20 protein-coding genes are annotated in these 21031 nt (G+C 53.3%); 9 read left to right on the forward strand and 11 right to left on the reverse strand.

The window, feature by feature from the left end; translation table 11 throughout:
* Nucleotides 1-28: 28 nt before the first annotated feature.
* The 3 genes from ACT3R7_RS06945 to ACT3R7_RS06955 form a co-directional block, all read right to left on the reverse strand.
* Nucleotides 29-835 (reverse strand): alpha/beta fold hydrolase, encoded by an 807-nt coding sequence (locus ACT3R7_RS06945; RefSeq protein WP_496198940.1) that lies wholly within the window; start codon nucleotides 833-835, stop codon nucleotides 29-31.
* A 77-nt stretch (nucleotides 836-912) separates the two neighbouring features.
* Nucleotides 913-1581: a 7-cyano-7-deazaguanine/7-aminomethyl-7-deazaguanine transporter gene (locus ACT3R7_RS06950; RefSeq protein ID WP_193092362.1), complete on the reverse strand. Its 669-nt coding sequence runs from the start codon at nucleotides 1579-1581 to the stop codon at nucleotides 913-915.
* A 139-nt stretch (nucleotides 1582-1720) separates the two neighbouring features.
* A complete protein-coding gene (locus tag ACT3R7_RS06955; protein ID WP_496198941.1) occupies nucleotides 1721-3634 on the reverse strand; it encodes a propionyl-CoA synthetase in 1914 nt (637 codons plus the stop codon).
* 483 nt (nucleotides 3635-4117) lie between these two features.
* On the opposite strand from ACT3R7_RS06955, the gene ACT3R7_RS06960 reads away from it, so the two are divergent.
* On the forward strand, nucleotides 4118-4435 hold the full coding sequence (locus ACT3R7_RS06960; RefSeq protein WP_018916199.1) for an ArsR/SmtB family transcription factor: 318 nt from the start codon (nucleotides 4118-4120) through the stop codon (nucleotides 4433-4435).
* Between the two features lie 16 nt (nucleotides 4436-4451).
* On the opposite strand, the gene sohB is transcribed toward ACT3R7_RS06960, so the two are convergent.
* The gene (gene sohB, locus ACT3R7_RS06965; RefSeq protein ID WP_496198942.1) at nucleotides 4452-5495 is read right to left on the reverse strand and encodes a protease SohB; all 1044 of its coding nucleotides are present in this window, start codon (nucleotides 5493-5495) and stop codon (nucleotides 4452-4454) included.
* A 148-nt stretch (nucleotides 5496-5643) separates the two neighbouring features.
* Here sohB and ACT3R7_RS06970 point away from each other — a divergent pair, with 148 nt between their 5' ends.
* On the forward strand, nucleotides 5644-5952 hold the full coding sequence (locus ACT3R7_RS06970) for an SCP2 sterol-binding domain-containing protein (protein ID WP_018916201.1): 309 nt from the start codon (nucleotides 5644-5646) through the stop codon (nucleotides 5950-5952).
* An 18-nt stretch (nucleotides 5953-5970) separates the two neighbouring features.
* Here ACT3R7_RS06970 and nudC read toward each other — a convergent pair whose 3' ends face one another.
* Genes nudC through ACT3R7_RS06990 form a run of 4 tightly spaced genes read right to left on the reverse strand, consistent with a single transcriptional unit; the run spans nucleotide 5971 to nucleotide 8755 of the window.
* Nucleotides 5971-6750, reverse strand: a complete 780-nt coding sequence (gene nudC, locus ACT3R7_RS06975) for an NAD(+) diphosphatase (protein ID WP_444491706.1) — start codon at nucleotides 6748-6750, stop codon at nucleotides 5971-5973.
* Nucleotides 6743-7480 carry a DNA polymerase III subunit epsilon gene (gene dnaQ / locus ACT3R7_RS06980; protein ID WP_496198943.1) on the reverse strand — a complete coding sequence of 246 codons (738 nt, stop codon included), beginning with the start codon at nucleotides 7478-7480 and terminating at the stop codon, nucleotides 6743-6745. The genes nudC and dnaQ overlap by 8 nt, the downstream gene beginning before the upstream one ends.
* Nucleotides 7480-7950, reverse strand: coding sequence for a ribonuclease HI (rnhA, locus tag ACT3R7_RS06985; RefSeq protein ID WP_018916204.1), 471 nt, complete (start codon nucleotides 7948-7950; stop codon nucleotides 7480-7482). Before rnhA ends, dnaQ begins: the two co-directional genes overlap by 1 nt.
* A 1-nt stretch (nucleotide 7951) precedes the next feature.
* Nucleotides 7952-8755 carry a class I SAM-dependent methyltransferase gene (locus tag ACT3R7_RS06990; protein WP_496198944.1) on the reverse strand — a complete coding sequence of 268 codons (804 nt, stop codon included), beginning with the start codon at nucleotides 8753-8755 and terminating at the stop codon, nucleotides 7952-7954.
* A 99-nt stretch (nucleotides 8756-8854) separates the two neighbouring features.
* Between ACT3R7_RS06990 and gloB the strand changes: the two genes are divergently transcribed.
* From gloB to ACT3R7_RS07020, 6 genes are all read left to right on the forward strand, one after another.
* The gene (gene gloB, locus ACT3R7_RS06995; RefSeq protein WP_018916206.1) at nucleotides 8855-9622 is read left to right on the forward strand and encodes a hydroxyacylglutathione hydrolase; all 768 of its coding nucleotides are present in this window, start codon (nucleotides 8855-8857) and stop codon (nucleotides 9620-9622) included.
* 30 nt (nucleotides 9623-9652) lie between these two features.
* Nucleotides 9653-10864: a transglycosylase SLT domain-containing protein gene (locus tag ACT3R7_RS07000; RefSeq protein ID WP_496198945.1), complete on the forward strand. Its 1212-nt coding sequence runs from the start codon at nucleotides 9653-9655 to the stop codon at nucleotides 10862-10864.
* Nucleotides 10865-11006: 142 nt separating this feature from the next.
* A complete protein-coding gene (locus ACT3R7_RS07005) occupies nucleotides 11007-12818 on the forward strand; it encodes an extracellular solute-binding protein (protein WP_496198956.1) in 1812 nt (603 codons plus the stop codon).
* A gap of 64 nt (nucleotides 12819-12882) precedes the next feature.
* The gene (locus ACT3R7_RS07010; RefSeq protein ID WP_018916209.1) at nucleotides 12883-13956 is read left to right on the forward strand and encodes a microcin C ABC transporter permease YejB; all 1074 of its coding nucleotides are present in this window, start codon (nucleotides 12883-12885) and stop codon (nucleotides 13954-13956) included.
* Between the two features lie 2 nt (nucleotides 13957-13958).
* Nucleotides 13959-15029: an ABC transporter permease gene (locus ACT3R7_RS07015; RefSeq protein ID WP_496198946.1), complete on the forward strand. Its 1071-nt coding sequence runs from the start codon at nucleotides 13959-13961 to the stop codon at nucleotides 15027-15029.
* Entirely contained in the window at nucleotides 15022-16614 is a 1593-nt protein-coding gene (locus ACT3R7_RS07020; protein WP_496198947.1) for an ABC transporter ATP-binding protein, read from the forward strand. The genes ACT3R7_RS07015 and ACT3R7_RS07020 overlap by 8 nt, the downstream gene beginning before the upstream one ends.
* A 125-nt stretch (nucleotides 16615-16739) precedes the next feature.
* Here ACT3R7_RS07020 and ACT3R7_RS07025 read toward each other — a convergent pair whose 3' ends face one another.
* Nucleotides 16740-17444, reverse strand: coding sequence for a pseudouridine synthase (locus tag ACT3R7_RS07025; RefSeq protein WP_192539073.1), 705 nt, complete (start codon nucleotides 17442-17444; stop codon nucleotides 16740-16742).
* Nucleotides 17444-18259 (reverse strand): amidohydrolase, encoded by an 816-nt coding sequence (locus ACT3R7_RS07030; protein ID WP_496198948.1) that lies wholly within the window; start codon nucleotides 18257-18259, stop codon nucleotides 17444-17446. The genes ACT3R7_RS07025 and ACT3R7_RS07030 overlap by 1 nt, the downstream gene beginning before the upstream one ends.
* Before the next feature lie 73 nt (nucleotides 18260-18332).
* Between ACT3R7_RS07030 and rarD the strand changes: the two genes are divergently transcribed.
* On the forward strand, nucleotides 18333-19241 hold the full coding sequence (gene rarD / locus ACT3R7_RS07035) for an EamA family transporter RarD (RefSeq protein ID WP_444491713.1): 909 nt from the start codon (nucleotides 18333-18335) through the stop codon (nucleotides 19239-19241).
* Here rarD and ACT3R7_RS07040 read toward each other — a convergent pair.
* Nucleotides 19212-20870 carry a methyl-accepting chemotaxis protein gene (locus tag ACT3R7_RS07040; RefSeq protein WP_496198949.1) on the reverse strand — a complete coding sequence of 553 codons (1659 nt, stop codon included), beginning with the start codon at nucleotides 20868-20870 and terminating at the stop codon, nucleotides 19212-19214. The genes rarD and ACT3R7_RS07040 overlap by 30 nt on opposite strands.
* Nucleotides 20871-21031: the final 161 nt, after the last annotated feature.

Consider the following 21031-nt stretch of genomic DNA (forward strand, 5'->3'; position numbering starts at 1 on the left):
GAGCGTTTAACGGCAAGCCCACTGGGCCTTAGTGTTCGTGATGCTCAATAAAAGCTTCAACCGCCTGCTGGAATGCTTCCGGCTGTTCTGCATGCAGCCAATGGCCAGCATTTTTCAGCGTCACAACGCGTGCCCCCGGCAGCACTTCACGCAAAGCGGGCAGCAAATCGTCGGTAACGTAGTGTGATTCGGCGCCACGCAGCACCAGCGTGGGTCCTTCAAAGGGGCCGTCGCCGGCGGGTAGGCCAATTATATTGCCATAGCCACGCTGGATTTCATCAAGCCCGATACGCAGCCCTAAAATGCCTTCGTCGTTCCGGGCTAAATTAGTAGCTAAAAAAAGCCGCGTGGAGCGCGAGTCCACATGTTCCGCCAACAGGTCGTCCGCTTCACGGCGATTTTTAGGCTGCCCTTCTCTAACGCGTTTAAGCGCTGCAAAAACATCATCATGGCCATGTTCATAGACCACCGGCGCAATGTCGCCGACCGTCAGCGTTACCACGCGCTCTGGCGCCAGCCTAGCCAAACTAATAGCGACTTTCCCGCCCATTGAATGGCCCAGCACATGCGCTTGGGTAATAGAAAGCTTATCGAGCAGGGCCAGTACATCCTGGCTCATGGTGGCATAGCGCATATCGTCGCTATGCGGTGAGCGGCCGTGATTACGTAAATCTACCGCAATGACACGCCGCGAACGCTGCCAGGCTTTCAAATGGGAACGCCAGTTATCAGCGCTCCCCATTAAGCCATGAATCACCACCAGAGGCGTGGAATCGGGAGCGCCTTCACTGTCCATTTCCAGATAATGAAGATCAACCGTGGCAGCGTCAGTCATATAAACTCCCTAAATATTGATTAAACAACAAACCCGCAGGCCATTATCTCATTACCTATAAGCGCTAAGCCACTCTACTACGCCATACGGGGGGAGAGATCGGTTTGCCCGGTCCAGACCACCAGACGGCGTGAAAGCCAGGCCAGCAGCAGACCGTATAGAGGTAGAAAGAACAGCAGGCTGATAGCGAGTTTTATCACGTAATCAACGGCAGCAATTTCAATCCAATTAGCCGCCATAAACGCGTCGGGGCTGTTATAAAACGCCGTCGAGAAGAAAGCGTAGGTGTCTGCAAGATTTCCCAGCACCGTTGAGCAAACAGGGGCTATCCACCAGGCCAGCTGCCGCAACCGATCAAACACCTGCACATCCAACAGCTGACCGATCACATAGGCAAGAAAGCTTGCCAGCGCAATCCGGGCAACAAACAGATTCCATTCACCCAGCGCTTCAATCCCGGCAAAGCTTCCGCGTGGGAACACCACGGAAACCACATAAGAAACCACCAGAGCAGGCAGCATCACCCTTAAAATAATCGCCCTGGCGGCACTTTTACCGAAGAGTCGAACCGTTAAATCAGTGGCTAGAAAGATAAACGGAAAGCTAAACGCTCCCCATGTGGTATGAAAACCAAACAGGGTAAACGGAAGCTGAACAAGGTAATTACTGGCAGCAATAATACCGATATGGAAGGCAACCATTACGAAAAGGCAACGGCGGTACTGCGTATCACTTAATGCAAACATGCAAGATGACCTTTTTTTACAAGCCAAGAGGGGTTAGGGAACCCTCATAAGAAAGCGCATAGCGCTGCTGGGCGCGCATTATACGCTTTCTTAACCGCAATAAAAGCCAGCTGCCCTGCTTAAAGCAGCTCACCTTAGCTCAATCGAGAGGCGTTGCCTTGTCAGCGGTACCGATAGCACGCTCGCACATGGCGGTATGTACCTCATCAAGGCTTGAAGGATCATCAATGGTCGACGGAACCCCAAAAGCCTTACCGTCCGCGATATTGCGCAACAGCTTGCGTAATATTTTGCCCGAACGGGTTTTAGGCAGTCGGTTAACTACCAGAACCTGCTTAAAACAGGCAATAGGGCCGATGTAGTCGCGCACGCGGGCAATAAGTTCGGCTTCAAGCGTTGCTTCGTCGCCATTAAAGCCATCTTTCGGAATCACCAGACCAATCGGAATTTGCCCTTTGAGCACATCATGAATGCCGATAACCGCGCATTCAGCCACAGCGGGATGCGCGCCTACGACCTCTTCCAACTCGCCGGTCGATAGCCGATGCCCGGCAACGTTAATAACGTCATCGGTACGCCCCATGATAAACAGGTAGCCGTCTTTATCGAAGTAACCACCGTCGCCGGTCAGGTAATAACCCGGGAAAGCTGCCATGTAGGCGCTATGAAAACGCTGAGGATCCCGCCAAATACCGCTTAAGCACCCAGGCGGCATGGGCTGCTTGATGACCACACTGCCCTGCTCCATCGGGGCTGCCGGTTCGCCATCACGCCCTAGTACTGCGACATTAAAACCCGGCACAGGGAAGGTCGCAGATCCAGGTTTGATAGGCATTGAATCAAGCCCCGGCTGATTGGCGGCAATCGGCCAGCCGGTTTCGGTCTGCCACCAGTGGTCAATTACCGGCACATCCAGCAGATCATCCAACCAATGAAAGGTAGGAGGGTCAAGCCGCTCGCCTGCGACAAACAGGTGCTTCAAGCTACTGATGTCGTACCGGGCAAGCAGTTGGGCATCTGGGTCAGCTTTCTTGATCGCCCGGAAAGCCGTAGGCGCGGTAAAGAAGCTTTTAACCTTGTACTCCTCGATGACCCGCCAGAAGCTACCCGCATCGGGCGTATTTACCGGCTTGCCTTCATAAACAACGCTGGTGCAGCCACGCAGTAGCGGTGCATACACAATATAGGAGTGGCCAACCACCCACCCCACATCAGACGCGGTAAAAAAAACGTCGCCGGGGTTCAGGGCATAAATTGCCTGCATTGAGTACTCAAGCGCCACGGCGTACCCCCCCGTGTCACGCACCACCCCTTTGGGCTTACCAGTCGTGCCTGAGGTATACAGAATGTAAAGAGGATCCGTGCTGAGTACCGGAACACATTCAGCAAAAGCGGCCTTGGCAACTATCGCGTCCCAGCAGTGATCAAGTGCCGTCAGCGTTGCCGGGCATATGTCACGCTGATAGACCACGCAGGCATCTGGCTGATGGGCACTTAAGCCAAGCGCCTGATCAATAATTGGCTTGTAGGGGATTACCTTATCCACCTCAATACCACATGAAGCGGCAACCACCACTTTCGGCTCGGCATCTTCTATTCTGACTGCCAGCTCATGCGGGGCGAAGCCGCCAAACACTACTGAATGCACCGCACCTAAGCGTGCACAGGCATACATGGCAACCAGCGCTTCGGGAATCATGGGCATATAGATCACCACACGATCGCCCTTTTCAACGCCCAGCGCGGAAAGCGCCCCGGCGAAATAAGCCACCTGATCACGCAGCTGCTGATAGGTGAGGGTTCGCTTGGACTGGGTGACTGGGGAGTCCCAATAAATCGCTGGTTGGTCAGCTCGGCCATTTTCAACGTGGTAATCAAGCGCGGCATAGCAAAGGTTTATTTCGCCATCGCTGAACCAGCGTGCGTGCTGCTGATCGTCGTACGTAAGAATCTGGGTTGGTGGGGTAAACCATGGCAGACGTTGGGCTTGCTCGGCCCAGAACTGCTCGGGCTGTTCGTTCGCTTGCAGGAAAGCTTCTTGGTAGCGGCTCATAACGACCCTATCTTTATTGTAGTAACGAAGCGAGGCACATGGCTGATACTGTATAAAGTAAATTCCGTCTCTACCTTCATACTATGGGCTAGAAGCTCATCCAGGGAGGTTAAAAGCGACTAAAGATGTAGAATTATTTTAAAGACTGTTTCTTGGAATTGTTTTTCAATGCTGTTTTCAAGAACAGTTTTCAAGGGCTGTTTTTAAAAACCGTTTTTAAGTACTGTTCTAGGTACTGCTTTAAGTACTTTTTCAGAATCGTTTTGTTAAAAGCTGGCTCGACGATCGTGTTGATTGTTGACAAATCAGCCAAGACTTACCATTGATTAATCGTTAAACAAAGGCTTGGACAAAACTCGCTAAATTACCGATGATTAAATTAACAATCTTCGCGCCGCGACGATGCCATAATAATTTATAAAAATGCCATTTCTAAAACGCTGCAATGACTACTACCCATTCAGTGTAGGCAAGGAGATCATCATGTCTGCGTCCTCAAGCGCTGCACGTCTGCTTGAAAATAACTGCCAGGCCCTTGAGGCAGGCACTAACCTTTTAAAAGCCTTGGCAAATGAAAAAAGGCTGCAAATTCTATGTCTGCTGGCAGAGAAAGAGCTTTCCGTCACGCAAATCAACCAACAGCTTTCACTTAGCCAATCGGCACTTTCCCAGCATCTAGCGATTTTACGGCGCGATGAACTAGTAAATACCAGGCGGGAGTCACAAACTATCTACTACTCTTTGAGCAGCGATAGCGCCAAAGCGATTTTAAACACTTTGGCGCTTCACTATACGGCATGAAAGCCCAGCGTCTGGCTTAGCGGCGCTGCCAGCCCGATGCTTCCAGCATGCTTAGCGCTTTTAGCATGGCACTTTCGATACCCGCCGATACCGCCAGACCAAATTTCCGGCTGAGGGTTTTCGGCGGCTCAAGCCTAACCCGGTAAACGTTCGCTTCTGCCATGCGCTCGACCAAATAGGCTTCGCTGGTGCCCACGCTATCAATCAACCGGTTCGAGAGCGCTTCACTGCCGTACCATATCTCGCCTGTTGCCAGCGTCTCGATATCCATATCGGGCCGATGTTCGCTGACGTAATCCTTGAACAAACGATGAGTATTTTCCAGATCTTCTAAAAATTTCTCGCGGCCCTCTTGGGTATTTTCCCCGATCACTGTTAGCGTGCGCTTATATTTACCCGCGGTGAGTAGTTCAACATCAATATCATGACGCTTAAGCAGGCGGTGCACGTTAGGTACCTGCGCCACGACGCCAATCGAGCCGATCACCGCAAAGGGTGCAGCCTTAATATGCTGAGCCGTACAGGCCATCATATAGCCCCCGCTCGCCGCCACCTTGTCGATGCAAACGGTAGTCGCAAGCCCCGCGCTTTGTAACCGATCCAACTGAGCTGCTGCCAGTCCGTAGGCGTGGACAAGCCCGCCTGCTGACTCCAAACGCACCACGACTTCGTCACTGGATTCGGCAACATCAATGATTGCCGACACTTCCTGGGCAAACTGCTCAGCTTGAGAGGCCTTTATATCGCCGTGGAAATCCAGCACCCACACTCTGGATCTTGGCTGAGCGGCGTCTTTGCCCTTCGCTACTTTATGACGGTTTTTATCTTCCTGACGAAACGCCTTGATCAGCTTTTTACGGGCACCCTGCTCCGTTGCCGCAACGCGAAGGCGCCGCTTACGCGACCGGCGCTGGTCATTTAGCGGTTCAATATGTAGCTTGAGGTCACTTTCACGAGAACCTTTGCTGCGTAGGATAAGTAGGGCTCCAAGACCTAGCAGCACCACCACAATCGTGGTTTGCACGACGAAAGTGCCCATTTCTGCCATCCATTCACTCACGTACACTCTCCTATGACGAGGTTAAACTGGCGATTGATATCAACTCACGCAGCTTGATCAACACAGTTGTTTAAAATACTCTCATTCACATTCTTTGGGTCATTACGCATCCGTTTACACGTATTTTTGAAATAATGGAGATATTGTTATGTCAGTTAACACGCTTGAAAAGTTACAAGCCCGCTTTAATCCTGAAGCTGCCGAAGGCATGGATGAAGTATTCCAGTTCCACTTTTCGGATGCTGGCGACCACTATTTAGTCATCAAGGATCGTACTCTGGATGTTCAAGAAGGCGAACACGATGATCCGTCGGTCAGCCTGAGCATGAGCACCGACACCCTTAAAGGCATTATGAGCGGTGACATCAACGGTATGACGGCATTTATGACTGGCAAGCTTAAAGCCACCGGTAACGTTATGTTGGCCACCAAGCTAACCAGCCTATTTCCTAACTAATTCCTCATAGCGTGGCGATTAGCGCCAGCGCGCTAAATGCGTTTCAATTAATTCACGCGAAATTGAATACGGCGGCGGCAGTGACGGTAGCTGCCGCGGTGAAAACCAGGCCGCATCGCTAATCTCAACGCCATCGATCTGAATACGCCGGGTAGTCGCCTCCGCAAAAAAACCAAACATCAGTGAGTGCGGAAACGGCCATGCCTGGCTTTGATAGTAGCGTAGCTGATCAACGTGCACGCCCACCTCTTCAAACACTTCACGATGAACGGCCTCCTCGGCTGATTCACCCGGTTCAATAAACCCCGCCAGTGTCGAATAGCGCCCGGGAGCAAAGCGCGGGCTGCGGGCCAATAACATCGCTTCACCGCTGGTTACCAGAGTAATAATGCACGGCGAGATGCGCGGATAGTTGCGATGTCCGCAAGCATGGCAGTGCATGGCAAACTCAGCGGCAAGCTTGGTAGCCTGTGCGCCGCAGCGCCCACAGAAGCGATGGTTTTCAAACCAGGCGCCCACCTGCAAAGCCGTAGAAAGCAGACTAAACCAGGAAGCAGGTAGCTCTGCCATCCATTGACGCCCATCAATCCAGTCAGCGCCGGGCTCTTTTTCAATCAACAGCGCCACCGGTTCATCATCCCAGTAGCACAGTGGTTGCATCTGCTCCGTCCACGGCTGAAAGGGCTGTAGCGGGGTCAGCATCTGATCACCCGCTAATGGAGCGGGCGCCAAATGGCTTCGCGAAACGTAAACGACCCGCCCTTCGCGTGCATCATGTGGAATTTCACGCCTAAGCATTGTGACCACTTTCCTCAAACCAATTGAGCTTATGAGCCTGACATTTAGCCTGGTGGGCCGCGTGCTCTTCAGCGGTAGGCCGCACCACGCGCAGCTGCCCTGGGCTAAGGCTCAAGCGTTGAACCGAAAGACCCTCGCTTGACGGGTTAGCCTGCTGTTCATTCGAAGAAGCTTCCGAGTCCAGTGTTAATGCCGTTTGACCACCGGTCATGGCCAGATAAACGTCGGCTAGAATCTCGGAGTCAAGCAAAGCCCCGTGAAGTACGCGGTGGCCGTTATCGATATCGTAGCGCTTACATAGCGCATCCAGGCTATTACGCTGGCCGGGGTGAAGCTCCCGCGCCATGGTGAGCGTATCCAGCACGCGGCAATACTGACGAACGGGCCCTAACGGCGTGCCGCCGCGCTGCTGGTTAAGCCTGCCAAACTCGTGATCCATAAAGCCCACATCGAACGGCGCGTTATGAATTACCAGTTCCGCCCCTTCGATAAAGGCCCAGAACTCGTCGGCAATCTGGGCAAACACCGGCTCGTTGGCGACCTTTGCATCATCGATCCCGTGAATCGCGACGACTTCGGCGTCAATGTGGCGTTCAGGATTAATATATTGATGGTAGGTACGCCCGGTAAAACGCCGGTTGATCATTTCTACGGCGCCAATCTCGACAATGCGATGGCCATCTTTAGGATCGATACCAGTGGTCTCGGTATCCATGATTATTTGGCGCATCACGCTCTCCTCTGATGTTGCTCATCGATTGCTTCATTAGCGAGCTCATCGGCACGCTCATTACCTGGATGGCCACTGTGACCTTTTACCCAGTGCCACTCAATCGTGTGGCGATGGGTCTCTTCATGCAGTTCTTTCCACAGCTCGGCGTTTTTAACGGGCTGCTTGGCAGCCGTTTTCCAACCCCGCTTTACCCAGTTATGTATCCACTGGGTAATTCCCTGACGGACATATTGGGAATCCGTCCATAAGGCTACTTCACACGGTTGGTTAAGCGTACGTAACGCCATGATCGCGGCCATTAATTCCATGCGGTTATTAGTGGTGTCAGCTTCATAGCCCTTTAGGGTTTTCTCATGCTCGCCACTAAAAAGAATGACGCCCCATCCACCCGGACCTGGATTACCTCGGCACGCACCATCGGTATATACCGTGACCTGTGGTAGGCGCTCGGCCGCTTGATTACTCACTCTATCTATCCTTTATTGGCTGGCGTTGGCTCAATACGTCTTGATGAGACTGGCAGTGCGACGGTTTGCCGCTACGTGTAGCACCCAGCGATGAGGAGGAAACCGAGCTTGGCAGGGTAAATTTTACCCGCTTAACGTGAGCCGATTGCTGACGTCGCTGCGCCTTAATCATATAGCTCTCCCCCCACGGCAGGTTGTGCCGACGCCCCATTGCCTCCCACCCTTCACGACAAGACGACTTCATCAAGCCTCTAAAACAGCAATAGTCTACGCGCTCGACCTCAAAATCGACAAACGCCAACCAGTCGCGTAGTCGGCCAGGCTTATGCCGCTCACCGTTCCAGGGGAATGCCGGGCGACGCTTGCGCCATCGGCGCGTCAAGCCGTTGATCCCCATTGGGTTGAAGCCAAACAGCACCAGTATGCCGTTGTCGGCGGTTACCCGCGCCGCCTCCTGTAACGTGTGGTGGGCATCGTCCAGATGCTCTAGCCAATGATGAATGATCACTACATCCATGCAGCGATCAGGCAGCGCTAGATGATCAGAGGGGCAAACTAGCGTCGACGGGCTGGTTGCCAGTTCATAGGTTGGCGCCCAACGAATGGCATGCGGGATCGCTGACATGGTCATTAGGTCAGGCCCCATACTCATCTCTAAACTATGCCGCCCAGCCCGGCTTTCAACCACCGGGCCCAGGCAGGCCCGCTGCATGTCCCAAAGCGAGCGGCCGGCATCGGTTTGCCAGTAAGGCTGGCTACTTATCAAGCGCTTGGCGATTGTAGTGGCCCTTGTCGAATTTGACATGAACAGCGCTTCCCTCCAAAGTAACGGCTTTTTAACCACATCTCTGCGTCTTTTCAACGTACTTAACAGCAGGTTTGCAACCCTAAAAGGATCTCGCCCATGATGAGCGTGACACCGATTCCCGCCCTTAGCGACAACTATATTTGGCTATTAAGACAAGATACCAGTCAAAGTGTTTGCGTGGTGGATCCAGGTGACGCTGATCCTGTCATTGAACTCTTAGAGCGCGAATCACTGACGCTGGATACCATCCTTATTACCCATCACCACCACGATCATACCGGTGGACTGGCCAAGTTAATCAAGCGTTACTCTCCTCACGTGATTGGCCCCGAGAATCCAACGATCAAGGGCATTAGCCAAACCGTGGGTGAGGGCGACCAAATACGCATTATGGGCCGCCTGTTTGAAGTCATGGCGACGCCGGGCCATACGCTTGACCACATAAGTTTCTATACGCCGGGCATACCGGCGCTGCTGTTTTGCGGCGACACCCTGTTTTGCGCGGGCTGTGGCCGCTTGTTTGAGGGCTCGCCTGAACAAATGCAGACCTCGTTGAACAAATTAGCGGAACTACCTGAAGATACGCTGGTCTTTGCTGCTCATGAATATACGCAGGCAAATCTTGTCTTTGCCCAAGCAGCTGATCCAGAGAATGACAACGTGACATACGCCTTAAAGGAATGCGAAAAGGCCAGGGCGCTAGACCGCCCCACCTTACCCAGCACGATAGGACGCGAGCTGAAAATTAATCCCTACCTGCGTGTAAGCACACCCAGCGTGCGCAATGCGGCAGGTGAACAGGGTGCTAATGATAACGACCTCGCGACGTTCACCACTCTGCGTGAGTGGAAGAACCGATTTTAAGAATGCTATCGAAACCAAACGAATGACACTATGACCTATCGAACGATTCGCCAGCGCTTAATGCTAAGCGCTGGCAGTACGCTAGTTATGGGCCTATTACTGGCCGCTGCAGCAAACTCACAAGCATCAACCCCCGCGTATAATACTTCCTATACGCCCACGACATCTGACGACGTCGGCACCCCCGTAACAGTGCAGCCCACCTCGTTTCACAGCCATTTTTGGGAAGCCTTAACGCTGGAACCGCAGGATGCCTGGACAAAATTACGCGAAAGCTTTCAATGGCAGGACTTGACCCTGCCCACCGACGCCCAGGCCCGGGTTGACGAATGGATCGAGTACTACCGTTCAAGCCCGCAAAATATTGCCACCATTACCGAACGCGCCACCCCCTGGCTTGCCTGGATCACTCAGCAGGTAAGTGAACGCGGTCTGCCTGGTGAAATAGCGTTAATTCCTTTCGTGGAAAGCTCTTTTGATCCCAGCGCCAAAAGCCACCGCGGTGCCGCCGGGCTGTGGCAGTTTATGCCGGGTACGGGCGATGCGTTAGGACTAGTGCGTAACGGTAACTACGATGGACGATTAGACGTTATCACGTCCACCGCGGCCGCGTTGGACTACCTGGAAATGCAGGCCGATGAGTGGTATCACGGCGACATTATGCTTTCATTAGCCGCTTATAACGCCGGTGCTGGCACTGTGAATCGCGCACAACGTAATGCACAAAGCCAGGGATCGACAGGCGATTACTGGGATCTTTCACTGCCGCATGAAACAATGCAGTACATCCCCAAGCTCAAAGCCATCGCCACTATCATCAACAACCCCGAGCAATTCAACGTGGCCTTGCCAGACATTAATCTGGATCCCGCGTTCGCCAAAGTTCAGCTGGAACAACCGCTAAGCATTGCTCAGGCATCACAGCTTTTAGATGTCAGCCAGACGGCGCTAGCCGAGCTAAACCCTGGTCTGCTAAACGGCAGTATCGACCCACGCAACGTACAAACGCTGCTGGTTCCTGAAGAAGTCGATACTCAGGTATTAGCTCAGCTTTCGCCCACTACGTCTACAGAGCTTGCCTCTACCCAAACGCCGGATATTCACCGCGTTGAAAGTGGGGACAATCTGTCAGCCATTGCCAGCCGCTACAATGTAAATCAGAATGACTTAATACGCTGGAATGCCCTCGACCGCCCCGAGGCCATACGACCAGGCCAGCTCCTGACCCTTTCAGGACGTTGAGTTAAAAAAACGCTGATCACATGGGACGTAACCAATGCCGCGTGGTGTTCTGTTTGTAAAGACGTTTTTAATCGTCAACTGTTTGCTGTTGAGCCTGTCAGCCTCTGCTCTCGATACAGAGGCTGACTCCCAATGGGAGGCCATGACAGCAGACGGAGTAACGGCCGCAGATGTATTGCCGTCAAACACCGCGCCCATTGAAACCATGCATGGCTTATCGCTTTATGATAGCCCTGAGCTTCCGGCAGATTTTGCCTACTTTCCCCACGTCAATCCACAGGCGCCTAAAGGCGGCACCATCACCCACACCGCAGTGGGCAGCAGCTTTGACTCTACCAATCCGTTCATTATTCGCGGTACGCCCGCCACCGGCATATCGCAGATCTACGATACCCTGATGGTGAGTAATCCGGGCGAGCCATTCAGCCTCTATGGCTTGCTAGCCGAAGGCGTGCGCCTGGACCCGAACCGTGAATGGATGGAATTTGATCTGCGACCAGAAGCACGCTTTCAGGATGGCGAGCCCGTCACAGCTTATGATGTCGTATTTAGCTTTAACCTGCTGCGTGAGAAAGGCAATCCGTTTTACGCCAGTTATTATGCCGACGTTGAGCAAGTCGTTGCGCTAAACGAGCATCAGGTTCGTTTTGAGTTTTCGAGCACAGAGTCTCGTGAATTACCGTTAATCGTTACCCAACTTCCCATCCTGCCCCGCCACTATTGGGAATCGCACGATTTCACCGCGCCCACGCTTACTGCACATCCAGGCTCCGGCCCCTATCGTATTAGCGAGGTAGACCCTGGGCGGCGCATCGTTTATCAGCGTGATGAAGACTATTGGGGCAAGGATCTGCCGGTTAACGTTGGCCGCTACAATATTGATCGGGTGATTTACGATTACTATCGTGACAGGGATATCGCCTGGGAAGCCTTCAAGGCGGGCCTGACGGATTTTAGAATTGATGCGCGAGCGGCCACCTGGGCGATTGGCTACGATTTTCCGGCGTATCGCGAAGGGCTGGTTAAACGCATTACGGTACCTGATGTAAACCCTTCATTGATGCAGGCGTTTGTTTTCAACCTACGCAAAGAAAAGTTTCAAGACCCGCGAGTTCGCGAAGCGCTTAGCCTGACCTTCGATTTTCCCTGGCTGAATACCAATATTTTTTACCATGCCTACCAGCGCACCGAGAGCTATTTTCAGAACTCAGAAATGGAAGCCGCTGGCCCTCCGTCAGAAGCGGAGCTTGCCCTGCTGGAACCTTTCCGCGAAGAGCTTTTAGCATCTCATCACTCAGACAGGCTATTTACCGACTCACTGCCTATTGATCAACCGGCCGAGATTCGTGAACGGCTGCGCCGGGCACTTGAACTACTTCATGAAGCGGGCTACCAAGTTGAAGACGGCGTATTGGTTAATGAGCAGACAGGAGAGCCTCTACGCCTAGAGGTCATGCTTTACGACGCAAGCCTTGAGCGTGTAGTGCAACCAATGCTTAGAAACATGGCGCGCCTTGGGGTACAAACCTCCATGCGAATTGTGGATATCAACCAATACCTCAATCGTCAGCGTAATTACGATTACGATATCGTGATCAGCCATTTCCCCCAATCCAACAACCCCGGTAACGAACAGCGTGACTTCTGGAGCAGTGCTGCTGCTGAGGCGCCGCAAAGCCGTAACCGAATGGCGCTTGCTCACCCGGCAGTGGATGCATTAGTTGAGGAGATTATTAGCGCGGAGAACCGGGAAGAACTGGATACTGCGACGCGTGCGCTTGACCGCGTGCTGCGCTGGGGATTTTACACGATTCCTCACTATCACTCCGGCGAAACGCGTATTGCGGTATGGGATAAGTTCGGCTACCAAGAGCCTTTCCCAGAGTACGCGATGGATTTAGATGCCTGGTGGGTCGACACCGACCGCGAAGCTGCCTTGCAGCGTCGTCGTTGAGTCTGGCCAGGCCACAAAAAATACTAATCACAATATCCAAGTCACACGACTCACGGAGTGCACTGTGGCACGCTATACACTACGCCGACTGCTGTTAATGATCCCCACGCTGGTGGGGATCATGCTGCTCAACTTTATGATTGTTCAGGCAGCCCCCGGTGGGCCGATTGATCAGATGTTGGCGCGCTTTGAAGGCGCCAATGCCATGGCCAGCACGCGCCTGGACATGGGCGGTGCCGATGTACAGGTAAGCGATGACTCGCGTGGCGCACGCGGTATTGACCCTCGGTTTATCGAGCAGCTAGAACAGCAGTTTGGGTTCGACAAGCCTGCCCACGAGCGTTTTATTGGCATGATGGCGGATTATCTTACCTTCGACTTCGGAACGAGCTTTTTTCGTGATCGCCCGGTTATCGACCTGATGATTGAACGCCTGCCGGTATCGGTTTCATTAGGGCTATGGACCACCCTGCTGGTCTACTTGATTTCCATTCCCCTAGGCATCCGCAAGGCGTTACGACACGGCTCACGGTTTGATGTGTGGACCTCAGGACTAGTGATCGTCGGCTACGCCATACCCGGGTTTCTTTTTGCGATCCTGCTGATTGTGCTTTTCGCAGGCGGCACCTATTTAGACTGGTTCCCGCTGCGCGGATTAACCTCACCGGATTTTGCCGACCTGTCCACCTGGGGCAAGATAAAAGACTACTTCTGGCATATCACGCTGCCGGTGACGGCGGCGGCCATTGGCAGCTTTGCAACGCTAACCATGCTGACTAAAAACAGCTTTTTAGACGAGATTCATAAACAGTACGTACTGACGGCGCGCTCCAAAGGAGCCACCGAGCAGCGCATTCTGTATGGCCATGTGTTTCGCAATGCCATGCTGATCATCATTGCGGGTTTACCGGCTGCCATGATCGGTATTTTCTTTACCGGCGCGCTGCTGATTGAAGTCATTTTCTCACTCGATGGTTTGGGACTGCTGGGGTTTGAGGCCGTTATGCAGCGGGATTATCCGGTAATTTTTGGCACGCTTTTTTTATACACGGTGATTGGATTGCTGCTTAAACTGATTTCCGACCTGACCTATATGTGGGTAGATCCGCGTATCGACTTCGCTTCAAGGGAGTCGTGAAGATGTCTATCAGTTCACGGCTTTCACCAATTACGCTGCGTCGGCTTGCGGCTTTCAAGGCCAATCGCCGGGCGCGCATTTCGCTTTGGTTATTTGGCGTACTGTTTATTTTAAGCTTATTTGCTGAACTCATCGCCAACGACAAGCCGCTCATTCTGCATTACGACGGCCAGTGGTACGCACCGCTGCTGGTTGACTATCCAGAAACCGAGTTCGGCGGTTTTTTACCCACTCGAACAGATTATCTAGACCCTTTTATTCAGCAGCAGATTAACGAGAATGGCTGGGCGCTATGGCCGCTTATCCCGTTCTCCTATCAAACGCTGGATATGCAGATGACAGAGCCTTCCCCCGCGCCGCCCGATACCCGCCACTGGCTGGGTACCGATGATCAAGGCCGTGATGTACTGGCCCGCGTCATTTATGGCTTTCGGCTCTCGGTCGCCTTTGCCCTGGTGTTAACGGCAGGTTCATTGGTAATGGGTGTACTGGCAGGCGGTGTGCAGGGTTATTTTGGTGGCAAGGTGGATCTTATTGGCCAGCGGATAACCGAAATATGGTCGGGTCTTCCCGTCCTGTTTCTGCTGATAATTCTGGCAAGCTTTGTGCAGCCGGATTTTTGGTGGCTGCTGGGCATTATGCTGCTGTTTTCCTGGCTGGGCCTGGTCGATATTGTCCGCGCGGAATTTTTACGCGCCCGCAATCTGGAATATGTCCGCGCTGCAAAAGCCATGGGGCTGCCTTCACGCCTGATAATGTGGCGCCATGTCCTGCCGAATGCCATGGTCGCCACGCTTACGTTTATTCCTTTTCTGTTTACCGGGGCGATCGGTACGCTGACTGCGCTGGATTTCCTGGGCTTTGGTTTGCCACCCGGCTCTCCCTCGCTGGGTGAGCTTGCCGCCCAAGGTAAAAACAACCTTCATGCGCCGTGGCTTGGGATTACGGCGTTCATGACGCTGGCCATTATGCTCTCGCTACTCGTGTTTATTGGCGAGGGCCTGCGTGATGCCTTTGATCCACGCCACGTAAAACCGCGTCTTAAACCCGCGCAGGAAGCTAACCATGCTTAAACCACTGCTTCGCCTCGACAACCTGACCATTGCTTTTGATGGCGCAGTGGTAGTGGATGCCCTAACGCTTACCGTCAATGCCGGTGAAACCCTGGCTATCGTGGGTGAATCCGGGTCTGGCAAGTCAGTCTCAGCATTAGGCGCCATCAATTTATTGCCCAGTAATGCCGAAGTAAGCGGTGGGCGCTGGCTTAAGGAGACAGACCTTAATAAGCTTACCCGCCGAGATTGGAATGCGGTACGCGGTAATCGTGTTGGATTTGTCTTTCAAGAGCCCATGACCTCGCTTAACCCGCTGCATCGTATAGGCAAGCAGATTGGCGAAGCGCTACGCCTGCATCAGGGGCTTCGCGGGCAGGCAGCACGTACCCGGTCGAAAGAACTTCTAGAGCAGGTCAAACTGCCCCGCACTGATGAGTTGCTTGAGGCATGGCCACACCAGCTTTCCGGCGGCCAGCGCCAGCGGGTGATGATTGCCATGGCCATCGCCAACAACCCGGCGCTGCTGATCGCCGATGAGCCCACGACAGCGCTGGATGTTACCGTTCAGCAAGACATACTCGCCCTTTTAAAAGAGCTTCGTGATCAGCACGGCATGGGTATGCTGTTTATTAGCCACGATCTTAACCTGGTACGCCGTTATGCCGAACGGGTTTGCGTCATGTATCGCGGTAAAATTCAGGAAATAGGGCCGGTTGAAGAGGTGTTTAACAACCCGCAAAGCGACTACACCAAAGCGCTTTTAGCGGCAGAACCTGAAGGCAGGCCTGCGGCACTTGCCGCCACCAAGCCACTACTCACCGCGCGCCAGCTAAAAGTCAGTTTTGAGCGCCCCAAAACGGGATTATTCAAGCGTCAGCCGCCCCCTTTCGAAGCCGTCAAGGCAACGGATTTGACGATTGCCCCAGGTGAAACGCTGGGCATCGTCGGTGAATCAGGCTCGGGCAAAACCACGCTCGCCTCCGCGATCATGCGCCTTGTGCAGAGCCGGGGAGAAATCAACCTGGGCGATGTTCCGTTAAGCCAGTTGACGGGCAATGCATTACGCCGCCAGCGCCATCGTTTGCAGATGGTCTTCCAGGACCCTTATGGCGCGCTTTCGCCGCGTATGCCGGTATTTGATATCGTCAGCGAAGGGCTGCGCTTTCATTACCCTGATTTGCCCCTCAGCGAAGTAACCCAACGCGTGCATCAAACTCTGCATGAAGTGGGCTTACCGGAAAGCTGTGCGGCGCGTTACCCGCACGAATTTTCCGGCGGGCAGCGCCAGCGTATTGCCGTGGCCAGGGCGATTATTCTGGAGCCTGAGCTATTAGTACTGGATGAGCCGACCTCGGCGCTGGACCGCACCGTGCAAAAGCAGCTAGTTACCCTGCTGCGCCAGCTACAGGAACGCCGCCAGCTGAGCTATCTGTTTATTAGCCACGACCTGGCCGTCATACGCGCCATGGCGCACCGTATTATGGTGTTAAAAGATGGTGAAGTGGTTGAACAAGGGTCCTGCCTTGACGTTCTCGCCTCGCCCCAGCACCCGTACACCCAAGCATTAATTGCGGCCGCCCATTTGCGCCAACTACCTGCTTAACGATTTAAGCGTTTGAGGGAGAATGTGTTATTTCAAGGCAACAAACAAAGATAACGGTATAAATTATAGGGGTTTGTTCCGGCGCTATTGCTTGGTGCAATAGCGCCGAGAACGCATGACGTGCTTTAGAAGCTGGCTATTTCTTCTGCGGTTAGCTCACGCCATTCCCCTGGTGCCAAATCATTGGGTAACGTTATATCGCCTATCGATTGGCGGTGCAGCGCATTCACATGATTCCCCAGGGCGACAAACATGCGTTTCACTTGGTGATAGCGCCCTTCGGTAATGGTCAGCTCGGCTTGGGTCGGCGTTAGAAAGCGTAGCAATGCGGGCTGAGTTGGCGTCTCCTCACCTTCAAGCATAATGCCTTCGGCTACCTGGTTAATGGCCCATTCAGCGGCGCTACCTTCTACCGGTTCAGCAAGTTCGGCAATATACACCTTCGCGCAGCGATGGCGTGGCGAGGTAACCCGGTGTGACCACTGGCCGTCGTCGGTGAGCAACAAAAGCCCCGTGGTATCGGCGTCCAACCGCCCTACTGGTTGCAGGCGCTCCACTTTAGGCAGGTCAATCAAGTCGATAACGCGCGGATAAAGACCCCGCCTGGCGGTGCACTCCACATCCGTGGGTTTATGCATCATAAGGTAGCGAAGCCCGACCAGTTCGAGCTTTTCGCCATTAAACGTTACCTCATCTTGCTCGGTATCAATCTGGGTGGCCGCTTGCTTGATAGGTTTGCCATTTAAGGTAACGTCACCATCTTTAAGCGCCCGTTTGGCCAAGCTACGCGTTAGCGGGGTTGTTTCACTCAGAAAGCGGTCAAGGCGCATTATTGACCCACTCCTGGCAGTAGCGAAAAGCGGTCGGCATCTTGCCAGGCAGGAAATTTTTCACGAAAAGCATCTAATTCCATTTTATCTAGCGTTCCCGTTTCAATAAACGGTGTATTTGCAGGGTGGTCAATGAGCGGTTCGCCCTTAAAATCGACCAGCATGGAGTCACCACTGTAAGCCAGCCCTTTGGCATCTTCCCCCACCCGGTTGACCCCGACGACATAGGCAAGGTTTTCAACCGCTCGGGCTTGAAGCAGCGTTCGCCAGGGTTGGCGGCGCGGCGCTGGCCAGTTGGCAACACAAAGTAGCGCATCATACTCGAAGTGCTCATTGTCTGCTGGCTGTTGGCGCGACCAAACGGGGAAACGCAGGTCGTAGCACACACTTAAGAGTAATTTGAACCCTTTAAGCTCGACTATCTGGCGAGTTTTACCCATGCCATAACGTTCGTGCTCACCCGCCATGCGAAACAGATGCCGCTTATCGTAGTAGCTAACCTCGCCTTCTGGGGTGGCCCATACCATCCGGTTGTAATACTGCCCGTCATCGACAATTGCGACACTGCCGGTCATCACGCAGTTACGTGCCTTCGCCTGGTCCAGCAACCAGTTAACGCTTTGGCTTTCCGCCATAGGCTGGGCCATTTCACGGGAATTCATGGTAAATCCCGTGGCAAACATTTCAGGCAAGACAATAAGGTCGGTGTCGCGGCTGTCCAAATCGCCTAGCAGCTGAGCTAGATGTGCATGGTTTGCCTGCGGATCTTCCCAGCGCAGGTCGCACTGAACAAGGCTCGTTTTAAGCTGACTCATGCCACTTCTCCTTTCGGCCAGTGTGTTTTTCAAATTATGTGCTAGATTAGCATTTTTAGTTAATGAGGCTGCTATGCTTTCCACGTCAACTCGCGATCCCCAGGCAGTCAAAGGCGTCACGTTTGGCTTAACTGCCTACATTATGTGGGGATGTTTTCCGCTATTTTTCGCGCTGTTTGACGGCATTCCAGCCTTTGAAATTCTTATTCATAGAATTTTATGGTCGTGCCTTTTTCTGGTCGGCTTGATTACTTTTTTAAAGCGTTGGGCACCCGTGGCCCAAGCATTAAGCCAGCCCAAGCGCCTGGGCCGCGTCCTGATCTGTGCATTGCTAATTGCCTTTAACTGGGGCCTTTACATTTATGCCGTCGAAAGCAAGCAGGTGCTCCAGGCAAGCTTAGGCTATTTCTTGACACCTTTGGTCAATGTCGCCCTAGGCATGCTGGTGCTGCGTGAAGTGATGGCTCGCCTACAACTAGTCGCTCTGGGGCTAGCAAGCCTTGCCATCGCCATTCAGTTTGCGATGTTGGGTGAGCTGCCCTGGATCAGCCTGATGCTCGCGCTCAGTTTTGGTAGCTATGGGCTGTTTCGCAAGCAGGTGCCGCTTGATGGCTTGTCGGGGCTATTTGTGGAAACCCTGCTGCTCTTCCCCCTCGCTCTTATAGCGATTAGCTGGCTTAGTTGGCAGGGCGATTCGCACTTTCTTTATGATATGCCCATGAGTGGGCTGCTCATTATCAGTGGCGTATTAACCGCACTGCCGTTAATGGCGTTCGCGGGTGCTGCCCGACGCTTGAGGCTCTCGACGTTGGGCTTTTTGATGTACATCAACCCCAGCATTCAGTTTTTGATCGCGCTAACCATTTTTGGCGAGCCGCTGGGTATGATTCAGCTCGCCACCTTTATCATGATCTGGCTGGGGCTTGCGCTTTACTCATGGTCATCCTGGCAATCACGCCCGCGCCAAGCCGTTGTGAGCTAGCTGATTCTGGCCTGAATGTGATACCGCCAGAGAAACCTCGTCTCTGTCAGAAACACGCTCCGGCTGATAGCCCACGCGAAAACCGCCCCAATGCTTACCGTTAATAAAAATCGGTACGGAAAGGTCATGCATCACCTCACCCGTATCGCGTTTATAGGTTTGTAGCAGTAAGGGCTGGGTATGGGTGCCGCACCGACTGCCGGTAGGATCATCAAAAATGCGCTTACTCCGGCAGTATTTTAAGTCATGCGCACTATCCCCCGTTGGTGCGCGGCTTACCGCAGCATTATGGGTAGGCACGTAGCCGTTGCGATCACAAGCAATCGCGTAGCTAAGTTCATACCCTGTAAGCAGCGGCTCCTGAAGGTCAGGTAGCACTTGATCGGTAAAATCATCAAACGCCGTACGATACAACGGCGGCTGAGTACCCGGTATTTTTTGGTAGTCCGGCTGAAATAGCGCTGACTCTGAAAGCGCACCGCTTTTGAGAGCTTTCTCAAATAGCCTGCCAATGTGATCAGCGGCTTGGCGTGCCACACTGAATACCTGCTGATGGCGCCCCTGTAAGCGCTGCTGGGCCAGCTCTCCGTCCACCCCTTCGGCTGCCTCCATCAAAGCCCGCGCCTGCGCCGCCAGGTCATGCATATTGCGATTACCTTCATCTACATCGCTTTCCAACTGACGTAGGCTGTCGGCCACGGTTTGACTATGGGCTTTGGTCGTTTCCATGGCGTCAGCGACGCTGGTGATTTCACGCTGAACATGATCGAACTCGTGGGTAATAGTACCCAGCCCCTCGCCTACTTGGCGCATACCTTGGGAGCGCTCGCGGATACGCATCATTAGTGCGCCCAGCGTAGTGGCAACATCCTGGCCGCTTTCGTGCATATCTTTAACCAGCGTCTCGACACTTTGGGTTGCGGTTGAGGTCTTTAGTGCCAAGCTGCGTACTTCGCCTGCAACTACCGCAAAGCCCCGCCCATGCTCTCCGGCTCGGGCGGCCTCAATGGATGCGTTAAGTGACAGCAGATGCGTTTGCTCAGCGATACCCTCTATCATTGAGGTGACATGGCGCACTCGCTCAATCTTATCGTTGAGTAGCGTTAACATTTCAAGCGCCTGGTCCGAGCGTTCAGCCACATCATTCATATCACTGACGATATCGGCAAGCTCAGCGTGATTATGGTGGCTGGATTGACGGGCTTTTTCGGCAAGCGCAGCCACTTGGCTAGCACTGGTACTCACCTGCAAGATAGCGGCATTGATCGCCGCCATGCTGGAGGACGCCTCCCGGGCCATTGTTTCCTGCTTGCCAAGGCGCTGATCCATCAGATCGGCATAGTGTGAAACCTCAGCCGATGCGATGGCCGTACTGCTGGCTCGCTGCATCAGCCGATACGCCATGGCCCGTAGCGATCCATAATCCTTAAGCGGTTTGAATCCACGCATAGGCTGGGCCAGGCGCTGTTGACTGGCTAAATACACGCTTAGTTGAGTATTGGCGACCATTCCAGCGCCAGCTAACCCGGCACACACAAGCGCAAGATAGGTTAATAGACTGGCCTGAGCTACTAACCAGACCGATAGTCCCAGCAGCGCCAAAGGCGCCAGCAAACGAAGTAGCCGCATGTGGAGTACTCTTTTGTAATTGACGTTATTGAGCAGCATTACCGATATGGCGATTAGGCTTATCTAATCATTTTTTAATGAGCTTAACGGGTTGCGCTTATGAAAGAAGTAGCACTTTGGGGGAAGAGATAGGTAATTTATCAAGCAACGCCGCAATGATG

Origin of the sequence: Halomonas sp. AOP43-A1-21 (assembly GCF_052376775.1) — a bacterium.
Lineage (GTDB): Bacteria > Pseudomonadota > Gammaproteobacteria > Pseudomonadales > Halomonadaceae > Vreelandella > Vreelandella colorata.